The 10858-nt window shown below is 74.2% G+C and carries 6 protein-coding genes and 1 pseudogene; 3 read left to right on the forward strand and 4 right to left on the reverse strand.

Annotated elements, in window-relative coordinates:
* Window positions 1–233: pseudogene (locus ACFQ3T_RS30000) on the reverse strand (hypothetical protein); the annotation flags it as partial.
* A gap of 76 nt (window positions 234–309) precedes the next feature.
* Between ACFQ3T_RS30000 and ACFQ3T_RS30005 the strand changes: the two are divergent.
* The 3 genes from ACFQ3T_RS30005 to ACFQ3T_RS30015 all read left to right on the forward strand — a co-directional run bounded on the left by ACFQ3T_RS30005 (window position 310) and on the right by ACFQ3T_RS30015 (window position 5163).
* Window positions 310–1710 carry an SDR family NAD(P)-dependent oxidoreductase gene (locus ACFQ3T_RS30005; protein WP_380728340.1) on the forward strand — a complete coding sequence of 467 codons (1401 nt, stop codon included), beginning with the start codon at window positions 310–312 and terminating at the stop codon, window positions 1708–1710.
* Between the two features lie 184 nt (window positions 1711–1894).
* A complete protein-coding gene (locus tag ACFQ3T_RS30010; protein ID WP_380728342.1) occupies window positions 1895–2848 on the forward strand; it encodes a hypothetical protein in 954 nt (317 codons plus the stop codon).
* Entirely contained in the window at window positions 2845–5163 is a 2319-nt protein-coding gene (locus ACFQ3T_RS30015; RefSeq protein WP_380728344.1) for a hypothetical protein, read from the forward strand. The genes ACFQ3T_RS30010 and ACFQ3T_RS30015 overlap by 4 nt, the downstream gene beginning before the upstream one ends.
* Before the next feature lie 19 nt (window positions 5164–5182).
* On the opposite strand, the gene ACFQ3T_RS30020 is transcribed toward ACFQ3T_RS30015, so the two are convergent.
* The 3 genes from ACFQ3T_RS30020 to fxsT form a co-directional block, all read right to left on the reverse strand.
* Window positions 5183–6361: a hypothetical protein gene (locus ACFQ3T_RS30020; RefSeq protein ID WP_380728346.1), complete on the reverse strand. Its 1179-nt coding sequence runs from the start codon at window positions 6359–6361 to the stop codon at window positions 5183–5185.
* A 31-nt stretch (window positions 6362–6392) separates the two neighbouring features.
* The gene (locus ACFQ3T_RS30025) at window positions 6393–7379 is read right to left on the reverse strand and encodes a hypothetical protein (RefSeq protein ID WP_380728348.1); all 987 of its coding nucleotides are present in this window, start codon (window positions 7377–7379) and stop codon (window positions 6393–6395) included.
* 19 nt (window positions 7380–7398) lie between these two features.
* A partial coding sequence (gene fxsT, locus ACFQ3T_RS30030) for an FxSxx-COOH system tetratricopeptide repeat protein (RefSeq protein WP_380728350.1) occupies window positions 7399–10858 on the reverse strand: 3460 nt, incomplete at its 5' end.

The following is a 10858-nucleotide window of genomic DNA, read 5'->3' on the forward strand; positions in this document are numbered from 1 at the left end:
ACGCCGACGCGGGCGCCCGCCGTGACGACCACCGCGGCGGCCCGCGCCGCGGCGGCGAGCACCGCTCTCGGCACGGGCAGCACGGCGGCGGCGAGCTCGGTGTCCACGGCGCCGGTCGAGCCGAACACCGCGAGGACCGGGCGACCGCGGGGCAGGCCGAGGGCTCGCGCCCGGATGTCGGCGTCGGGGTGGGCCAGTCGCCGCACCCTGGGGCCGGTACCCGCTGTAGGCATGCCGGGCACCCTAGCGGTGGCTCACGCGAATTTCACCCGTCCGGGGGCGAAATCCCACGCAGGTAGAGTGCGGGGCGTGTCGATTGACCCCGCCGAACTGGAAATCGCCCTACGGGTGCTCGCCCAAGTGGACGAACTGGACACCGAGCACCCCGACGCGGTAGCCGTCCGCCGGGCCACCGCCGGGATCTGGAAGAACCTCCGCAAGCGCCGCAAGGCCGAGCGCCGCGCCACCGTCACGGCCGCCGACCGCGCCGTCATCGAGGCGACCGCGACCGGCTCGCCGTCCCGCATCGACGACGAGACCCGCGGCCTGCTGCTGCGCGAGCCGGAACCCGGCGCGCGGGCGGGCACGCTGCTGCGCGCCCGGTCCTGCTACACGTGCAAGCAGCGGTACACCGAGGTGGACGCCTTCTACCACCAGCTGTGCCCGGACTGCGCGGCCCTGAACCGGGCCAAGCGCGACCAGGGCGCGGACCTGACCGGCAAGCGGGCCCTGCTCACCGGCGGCCGGGCCAAGATCGGCATGTACATCGCGCTGCGGCTGCTCCGCGACGGCGCGCACACCACGATCACCACCCGGTTCCCGCGCGACGCCGTGCGCCGGTTCGCGTCGATGCCCGACAGCGCCGACTGGCTGCACCGGCTCCGCGTGGTCGGCATCGACCTGCGCGACCCGGCCCAGGTGGTGCAGCTGGCCGACTCCGTGGCCGCCGCCGGGCCGCTCGACATCCTGATCAACAACGCGGCGCAGACCGTGCGCCGGTCGGCCAACGCCTACGGGCCGCTGGTGGCGGCCGAGGCCGAACCGCTGACCTCGGGCGATCTCACGTCCGGCCCGCTGCCCGAGCTGGTGACGTTCGGGCACACGATGTCCGCGCACCCGGTGGCGTTGGCGGGCACGTTGGCCGACACGATCCCGGCCGTGACGTCGCTGGCGCTGACCGCCGGGTCGAAGGAGATCGACGCGGGCGGCCTGGTGCCGGACGAGGCGCCGGTCAACAGCTGGGTGCAGCGGGTCAACGAGGTCGACCCGGTGGAGCTGCTGGAAGTGCAGCTGTGCAACAGCACCGCGCCGTTCATCCTCATCTCCCGGCTGCGCCCGGCGATGGCGGCCTCGCCCGCGCGCCGCAAGTACGTCGTGAACGTCTCGGCGATGGAAGGCCAGTTCAGCCGCGCCTACAAGGGTCCGGGCCACCCGCACACGAACATGGCCAAGGCCGCGCTGAACATGCTGACCCGCACCAGCGCCGAGGAGATGCTGACCGACGGCATCCTGATGACGGCCGTCGACACCGGCTGGATCACCGACGAACGGCCGCACCCGACCAAGATGCGGCTGGCCGCGGAGGGCTTCCACGCGCCGCTGGACCTGGTCGACGGCGCGGCGCGGGTGTACGACCCGATCGTGCGCGGTGAGCTGGGCGAGGACCTGTACGGCTGCTTCCTCAAGGACTACGCGCCCGCGCCCTGGTGACGTCCGGGCGGCCACCGTCCACTCCCGACAGTAGCAACGCCGCTGCGCCGATCGGGTACGCCGGCTGACGGATGCGCGCCCGTGTGCGACTCTCCGTCGGTAGGCTGGGGCTTTGGGTCGGCCGCCGCGAGGCGACGGGGGTGGGCATGGAGCGCGGGCGCGCGCGGTGCCGGGGAGCTGCGTGGTGAGCGCGCCCCGCGAGCCGGTCAACCCGTTCCCGCTGCCGGGGTGGGAGGGCACGCCCATGCGCCCCCTCCGCCCGTGGGACCGGCAGGCGCACCGCTCGTACTACGTGCCCGTGGACGGCACGGAGGCCGCCTTCCAGGAGTTCTGCCGCCAGATGGACGACCTGGGCGGCCTGCTGGAGTACGGCCGGCTGGCGCTGGTCACCGGCGAGTCGGGGTGCGGCAAGACGGCGCTGGTCAACCGGTGCGCCGACTGGGTGGTGCTGGAGCTGGACCGCCTCGGCCTGCGCGGCGTGGTGCTGGACCTCACCGGCTGCCTGCCGACCGACAAGGCGCTGTCCGTCGACCAGCGCACGGTGGAGGTGTGCGACCAGCTGGTCGACCTGCTGGTCGACCGCGACGCGCTGCGGCCGGACGCGGTGTCCCGGCTGGAGGACGCCCGCGAGGTGCCGCGCCGGGTGTTCCCGCGCCTGGGCCGGGCGCTGCGCGAGGACGTCGCGCTGGTCGTGCTGCTGCCGAGCCCGAACGAGCTGGTGGACGAGGTGATCCGCTACGCGCGGGTGTTCAGCAGCGCCAAGGTGCTGTTCCTGATGGAATCGGCGTACCTCGGCCGGGACGAGGTGGCGGACGTGGTGCGGCGGCTCGAATCGTGGGTGCCGCCGATCACCCTGTCGGTCGGTCCGCTCGACCCCGGTGACGCGCAGCGCTTCGCCGAGGACCGATTGGCCCGCAACGCGGACGCGGGACGATTTCCGCGATTGAGCGAGGACGCGATCGAATTGGTGGAGAAGCACTGCCAGTCGGTCGCGATGCTGCAGAGGTTCCTGCACGGCACTTACGAGCACAAACTCGAGTCGGGGCTAGGCTACACCGAAGCCGACCTGGTCTCCGTCGAGGACATCAGAGCGTTTCTGAACACGAAGTCCCGGAATGGACCGGTGAATGGGCCATGAGCGGTAGCAGCGATCTCCCGCCCCCGCGGAAGAACCCCTTCTCGCCGATGGCGGTCGCCCGGATCACGGACTTCGACGCCGATCCCGACGCGGTGGACGTGGCGATCACCACCGACGCGACGCGGCAGGCGCTCGCGCACCTCACCGCCTACCTCGACGCGCCGCCCGCGCGCGGCGGGCGTGACCGCAGCGGCACGGTGGTGGCCGTGCTCGGCGACTACGGCACCGGCAAGACGCACCTCGCCGTGCGGCTGGTGCGGCACGCCCGGCAGGTGCTCGCCGACCCGACGCACGCGCTGTACCTCGACGCGACCGCGGAGAGCTTCATCGAGCTGTACCGCCGGTTCATGCAGAAGCTCGGCCGCGAGGGCGTGCGCGCGCAGGTCAGCGAGTACTACGCGGACATCGTCGCCGACTCGCTGCAGAGCAGCGGCCTGACCAGCGACATGCTGGAGTGGCTCGGCAGCAGGCAGCTGGAGCCGCAGGAGGTCGTGGAGCGGCTGGGCCTGATGGAGAGCGCGTTGCTGCGCAAGGTCCAGGACACGCTGCGCGAGGTGACCAACAACAAGGACTTCGGCACCGCGCTGACGTTGCTGCTGCGGCCCGGTTTCGAGCACTCGGTGTGGTCGTGGCTGCTGGGCGGCACGCCGGACGTGGTGCTGGTGGAGCGGGGCATCACGACGCCGATCGACACCGAGGTGGCGGCGCTGGAGGCGATGGGCGTGTTCGCCCTGCTGTTCGGCGGCAGGCAGCGGCGGTTCGTGCTGGCCGTGGACGAGCTGGACAAGATCTTCTCGGCGGACAGCCGGCCGCAGGCCCGGACCATGGCGGCGTTCCAGACGTTGCTCCAGGTGTTCGCGAAGGCGGGCGCGTGCCTGGTGCTGTGCGGGCTGCCCGACTTCAAGTCCGTGCTGCCGCCCGCGGTGCGTCAGCGCATCCCGTACACGGTGGTGATGTCGGGGCTCAGCCAGGGCGAGGTGCGGGAGTTCGTCGCGCTGGCCCAGGAGCAGGTGTTCGGCACGCGGCAGCTGGCGCCGTTCACCGTCAACACCACGCGCTACCTGCGGGACATCGCCCGCGGCAACGCGCGCAACGTGATCCGGCTGTGCCACCGGGTGTTCCGGATGGCCGACGACCGGTCCCGCGAGCCCGGCGGCGAGTTCGTCGTCACCGAGGACATGGTGCGGCAGGCGGCGCGCGACCTGTTCGGCTCGCTCAGCTCCGACGACGTCGACGGCGTGGTGCGCCGCCTGCTCGACGCCAACGGGCTCGACTACCTGCACCGGCACCTGCTGGGCGTGGCCGAGGAGTCGTTGGTGGACTTCTGGGTGACGTTCCCGGACCGCACGGGCGGGTGCGCGGTGCTGCTGACCCGGTCGCTGCTGGACAACGCGGACGTCGGCGCGGTGATGCGACGGATCTCGGCGGTGCGCGAGGCCGACCCGGACGCGGAGATCGTGCTGCTGGTCAACGGCGTCGTCGCCGACGGCGTGGCGATCCAGCTGCGCGAACCGCTCGGCCGGGAGCCGCTGGTGTACGTCGAGCGGACGTTCGCGGACGACTTCAAGGCCCTGGTCGGGGCGACGAGCGCGCGGCTGGGCGGCGACGGCGACCCGCTGACGGGGCTGCGCCTGCGGATGGACCAGCTGGCCAGGCAGCAGTCGAGCATCTACGGGTTCATCGAGCAGCTGGCCGAGCACATGGACGGCGTGCGGGCGTCGTCGGACCGGCAGCTGGGCGCGATCCAGCGGCAGCTCGGGCTGCTGGCGGGTGACGCGCGGCCCGACGCCGGGCGGCGAACGGGCGGTGCGGCGGCCGGTGGCGCGGCGGAGCAGGACCGGCTGCCGGGCGAGGTGGAGCGGCTGTTCCGGGACGCGGTGGACGCGTTGGAGGACCTGACGCAGCTCGACGCGATGTTCGCGGAGGCGTTCGACCACGCGCCGACCGCGACGCAGGAGGCCGTGCACCGCAGGTTGCGGACGCCGGAGTTCACGCAGGCCGCGGCCCAGGCCGTGGTGATGCAGAAGGCCGTGCGGGCGTTCCGGGCCGCGGTGGCGGAGTGGTACCGGTCGGCGGGCGACGACCCGGACGCCGAGGAGCAGCTCGAAGAGCTGTGCGGGATCTACGACGGGATCGTGGAGTTCCTGCCGCTGTTCCTGCTGGACCCGCTGTTCACCCTGGCGCCGTGGTCGGGACGGGCCGGTGGCCTGGTGGCCGAGGTCAACCAGGGCGCGCGGCGCAGCCGGGTGCACGACGCCCTCCGCAACCTCAGCCCACGCGTGCGCCGCGCCGTCGTGCGCTCCCCGCACTCCTGAGAGGTCCGCGCGTGCCGGGTCACGGAGCCGGGTTCACCCGGCGGAACGCGGCCAGCGGCGGGACGGTGGCGGACGGCTCACGGGTCCGCTGCGGGCGGTCCGGCTCACGCGCGGGTTCGGGTTCGGGTTCGGCGCGGGAGAGCGGTGGCCGCAGCCGGTCGTAGGCGCCGTTCGTCACGACGTGGAGCAGGTTCACCACGACGACCGCGGGCGCGACCACGGCGATCGAGCCGGGGAACGCCGGTTCCAGCAGCAGCGCCAGGATGATCGCGGTCAGCCCGTTCTGCTGGCCGAGCGCGAGCCTCATCCGGTCGCCGCGCCACCGCCTCGGCGACGTCAGCGCGAACGCCACGACGGCCTGCGCCCCGAACGCCGCCACGCCGAGCACCACGCCGACGCCGGCCAGCGCCCAGCTGAACTCGGCGGCCAGCACCAGGCCCACGGCGGCGATCGCGAGCACCATGCCCGCCTCCGCCAGCCCGTCGACCCACCGGCCCAGGTTCGGCCGGAAGAACAGCCCGAGCAGCGCCAACGCCAGCAGCAACGCGTGCTGGACGGCCACGAACCCGACCGCGAGCACCGCCACCACCATCACGGCGCGCACCGCGTACCGGAGCGCCCGGCGGCCCTCCTCGGCCTGCCGCACCCGGCCGCGCACCAACCGCCACAGCAGGTACGCGGCCCCGGCCAGGGCGAGGTTCAGCACCAGGTTCACCGCGAACGACCCGACGCCGCCGACCGCGCCGCCCTGCAGCGCGTACGCGGTGATGTAGACGGTGAGCAGCACCGTGATCGGGTCGTCGAACGACGCCCACGCGGCCAGCAGCGCCTTCGCCGAGTCGGACATGCGGGACTTGGCGCGGACGGCGGCGACCGACAGCGGGTCGATCTGCGCCACCGCCACCGCGAGGATCAGGTGCTCCGGTTCCCGGAACGCGAAGAACATCACCGCGAAGATCAGCGCGACCTTGGCGAGCACGCCGAGCGTGACGGCGAGGACGACGGTGCGGAACTGCGCGCGGAATTCCGCGATCACGATCCCGCTCGTGCTCGCGTACAAACCGAAACCGAGCAGTGCCGTGATGAAGAACCCGTACACCGGTGATTGGTCGACGTCACGAAGTCCGAGTTGCCACGCGGCGATCCAGCCCGCGCCGAGGGCCGAGAGGAGCGCGGCCGAGCGGATCACGGGCGTCACCATTCCACGGTAGGCAGGGGCGGTGGGGCGTTCAAGGACCGATTGGAGTGAGTTCCGCGGCCAGTGCGGACATTCGGTCATCGGCCGCGCGGACCCGCGACTGGTCGATCGTCACCCCGACGAGGTATTCGCCGGCGCGCAGCCGGTAGTAGTAGACGGCGCCCATTTCGACGTCGAGCACGAGCCGCGCCACGAGGCCGCCCATCACGGGGTTGACCGCGCGGTTGAGCTTGGTCGCCAGCGCGCCGAGCTCCTGCACGAAGCCGTGGTAGAACCGGCGGCGCGCCTCCACGGTGATCTGCCGGAAGAACGGGGCCAGCGACGGGTCGCCGAGGCAGTCGACCAGGGACCGCACCTCGCCGCCCGCCACGTGCGCGACCAGGTGGAGGTCCTGCGCCCGCACGGCCGCGAGGCACGCGGTCAGCGGCTCCTCCCCCACGCTGACGTGCGGCTCCTCGGCCGCGGTCGGGTGCGGCCGCGAGTCGCCCGCCACGGCCAGCGGCACGACGTCCTCGGCGCTCTCCCAGCCGCCGGGGTTGAGCGAGCCGAGGCGGAGCTGCCCGCGCAGCCGGGTGGCGAGCCCGGCGACGGCGCGGTCGGCCTCGTCCACCGCCGGGTGCCCGGCCAGCGGTCCCGCGCCCGTGTGGTCCAGCACCAGGCCGACGACGTGCTCGGTCGGCACGACGGAGTCGCAGAACAGGGCGCCTTCCTCGGTGTGCAGGACGGTGCGGATCAGCCGGCCGGTGCGCACCTCCTGCAGGGCGCGGTCCAGCGTGGCGACCTGGAACGTGAGGTGCCGGCCGAGCCGCTTCAGCTCCTCGCGGCGGGTGCCGCCGGGCAGCGCGTCGGGCGCGGGGGCGGGATCGCCGAGCACGTCGACGCCGAAGTCGAAGACGCCGCTGCTGTAGTGCGCGAGGTAGTGCAGCGCGGGGCTGGCCAGGATCGCCTCGCGGCAGGCGTCCCTGGCCAGGTCGAACTCCGGGCCGACGTGCTCGGCCTGCTCCTCGTGCGGCTCCACGCCGGTCCCTCCTGCGCGCTCAGGTGTGCGGGATGTCGACATCGCACTCCCGCCAGTCCTGGTCGGTCGGGTGCGCCGCGAGCCGCAGGTTGTGCGCCGCCACGGCGGTGTGGGGGTGATCGTGCCCCAGGAACTCCACGCAGTCGGTGTGCGCCTCGGCGATCAGTTCGGCCGCCCGGTCCGCCTCGCCCGCGGCGGCGCGCACCCGCGCCTCGTCCACGGCCGCCGCCAACGTCCACGGGTGGGTGTCGCCCAACCGTGAGCGCAGGGTGTCGACCGCGTCCGCCACGTGGTCCACCGCGCCCGCCGGGTCGCCCGCGGCGCGCAGCGCCAGGCCGAGGCCCAGCTTGCACAGAGCCACGAACGGGTGATCGTCGCGCAGCCCGACGTGCCGCTGGAACCCCGTCAACGCGGTGCGCGCGAGTTCCACCGCCAGCTCCGGGTCCACGCCGACGCGGCGGTGGTCGGCGGCGAAGCTCAACGCGCAGCCCAGCGTGTAGGGGTGGTGCGGGCCGATCAGCTCGCGGTAGTCGCGCAACGCCTTGCCGGTGCGCTCCTTGGCGGCCTTCGGCCTGCCCGCCAGGCGCATCGCGATCGCGTGGTTCCAGCGCACGCCGATCTGCGTCGCGTTCAGCTCCTGCCGCAGCGCCTGCAACTGCTGCGACGCGAACAGCAGCGTGTCCAGCGCCTCCGGGTAGCGGCCGAGTTCCCGCTGGTACAGGCCGATCTGCCCGAGCGTGGCCCAGGTCCGCGCGTCGTTGACGCCGAACAGGCGGCGGCGCCTGCGGTAGTTGTCCTCCTCCACCGCGAGCGCGCCCGCCGCGTCGCCGGACAGGAACATCGACGACGCCAGGTTGTTCGCCGCGCGCCGGGTGTCCGGGTGGTCGTCGCCGAGCGCCGACCGCAGGCCCTCCCAGGTGGCCTGGTCCTCCGCCAGCGCCTCGGCGAACAGGCCGAGGGCGTGCTGGTCGCCGCCGCGGCCGCGGCCGGTGATCAGCGGCCGCGGGTGGGTGAGGTCGAGCGCCCGCCGCTGCTGCGCCAGCGCCAGGTCGTCCAGCCGCAGCGCCTTGGTCAGCTCGCCGAGGACGCGGTGCACGTTGGCCAGCTCGGCGGCCAGCCGGTTGCGCAGCGGGTCCGCCGGGCCGAACCGCTCGGTCCACGCGTCGAGCAGCGCGCGGCCCGGCCCCAGCGCGGACCGGCGCACGCCCGCGCCGCCGTCGGTGTAGAGGAACCGCACCTGGTTGACCAGCCAGCGGCGCACCGCCGGGTCCGGGCTGTTCAGCGCGCCGGACGGGATGACGTGCTTCTGCAGCTCGGTGAACCGGGCCCGCCGGGTCGGCGAGTTGTCCTCCACCTCGGTCGGCGCCAGCGCGGCCAGCGCGGTCAGCACGTCCGCCCGGCGCGCCTCCCGCTCGGCCGGGTCCATCCGGTCGCGCAGCGCCCGCTGGACCACCCGGTGCAGCCGCAACGTGTACTGGTCGCCCCAGTCGACGCGGAACAGCCCGTGCCGCGCGCCGTACCAGAGGACCCGGTCGACCTCCGCGGCGTCCAGCGCCAGCGGCTCGGCGTCCACCCCGCCCACCGCGACCAGCCGGCCGAGGAACGCGGGCGAGCGCACCAGGCCGAGGTCCGCGCCTTCCGGGGACAGGAACGCGCAGAGCCGGGCGACCAGGACGGCCAGCCGCCCGGTGGCGTTGTCCCGCAACGCGTCCACGGTGACGTCCACGACCCGCGCGACACCGTCCACTTCGGACCGGCCGAGGCGTTCGAACAGGGTGCGGGTGGCCCACTTCGCCGCGTCCGAGTCGCGGGAGCCCGCGCCCACCTCGGTCCGCGCGGTCTCGCCGAGCCACGACGACACCAGGTCCAGCGCGAGCGGCAGGTGGTCGACGGCGTCGGCGACGCGCCGCGCGTCGTCCGCGGTCAGGCCGGGCACCCGGTCCAGGAGCAGGCGCACGCTGTCGTCCGCGCGCATCGGGACCAGCTCCACCGACCCGGCCGCGGGCGCCGAGGTGATCAGCACGTGGCCGGTCGCGCCGCGGGGCAGCAGGTCGGCGATCAGGTCCGGGTCGTCGGCGTTGTCGTAGACGAGCAGGTGCCGGGCGTACGCCGGGTCGTCGGCCAGCCGGTCCAGCGCGGACAGCGTGCCGTAGTCCGTCGAACCGGGCTGGCGCAGCTTCACGGCCAGCTCGGCGAGGCCGCTCAGCACGGACTGCCGGTCGTGCGCGGACAACCACCACACCGCCGCGTAGTCCGACGAGAACCGGTAGGCGTACTCCAGGGCCAGCTCGCTCTTGCCGACGCCCGGCACGCCGTTGACCGCCACCACGACCCGCTCGTCGCCCGCCTCGGCGAACCGGTCGCGCAACGCCTCCAGGTCCTCGTCGCGGCCGACGAACGCCGGGTGGCGCGGCGGCAGGCCGAACACCTGCGGGTGGTCGCCCGGCGCCCGCATCCCCGGCTCGTGCGCCGTGCCGGGCCGGTCGATCAGGCCGAAGTGGCCGAGCAGGCGGGCGCTCAGCGCGTCCGGGGTGTGCTCGTGCACGGACAGGCCGCCGTCGGCGGGCTCGTCGTCGGACAGGTGCAGCCGCAGCACGGTCATCGGCCGGTCGGGCAGGTCCACCGGGCCGAGGTGCGGCGACGACAGCACCACCACGCCCGGCGGCACGTCGGCGTCGAACCACTCCGCCGCGTCCGCCAGGCGCCGCACCCGCGCGCCCGCCCGTTCGAGCTGCCCGCGCACCCAGTCGGCCCACGGGCGGTCCCGCGGCGCGTGCGCGATCACCACCCGGTCCGGCTCGGCGGACGACGTCAGGCCGAACACCCGCCGGTAGCGGGCCCGCAGCAGCGGCGACACCGGCGTCACCTCGGTCACCGCGCCGCCCGTGACGGCCGCCGCGAGCCTGCCGTACTGGGCCTCCAGCACGCCGCCGCTGGTCGGCTCCTCGACCAGGATCGCCAGCAATGGGTCGAACGCGTCGAACGGGCGGTACGGGATCTCGATCGCGCCGCCGTCCGGCACCCGTTTCTCCGGGCCCCCGGACAGTTCCGTGAACGCGGCGTGGATCGCGGACCGGATGCGCCGGGCGCGGGACAGCTCGTGCGCGTCGTCGAACAGCGTCGCCACCGGCACCACGTCGATGCGGATCGGCGCGCGCCGGTCCAGCAGGGTGGCCAGGTCCGCCGCGTCGGCGATCGCGCGCGGCCGTGGCCGGAAGCACACCACGGCCACCTCGCACAGCGTCGCGATCAACGTCAGCGTCTCGTCGCCCGCGCCCGTCGGCGCGTCGATCAGCACCTGGTCGTAGTCGGACTCGGCGAGCCGCGCCCGGAGCTCGGTGATCGCGCCCGTGTCGCCGTGCCTGGCCTCGGGACGGGGCCGGCCCGCCCCGTCCGCCGGCATCGGGGACACCACGTCGACGTGACCGGGGTCGGCGACGTCACCCGCCGGCGGCGCGAACCGCTCGGCCGCGGGCGCC

Origin of the sequence: Saccharothrix hoggarensis (assembly GCF_042678885.1) — a bacterium.
Taxonomy (GTDB): Bacteria; Actinomycetota; Actinomycetes; order Mycobacteriales; family Pseudonocardiaceae; genus Actinosynnema; species Actinosynnema hoggarensis.

Bases quoted from the DNA above. Each gene is read 5' to 3' on its own strand.
- ACFQ3T_RS30015 (WP_380728344.1), top strand. From the start codon at position 2,845: ATGAGCGGTAGCAGCGATCTCCCGCCCCCGCGGAAGAACCCCTTCTCG.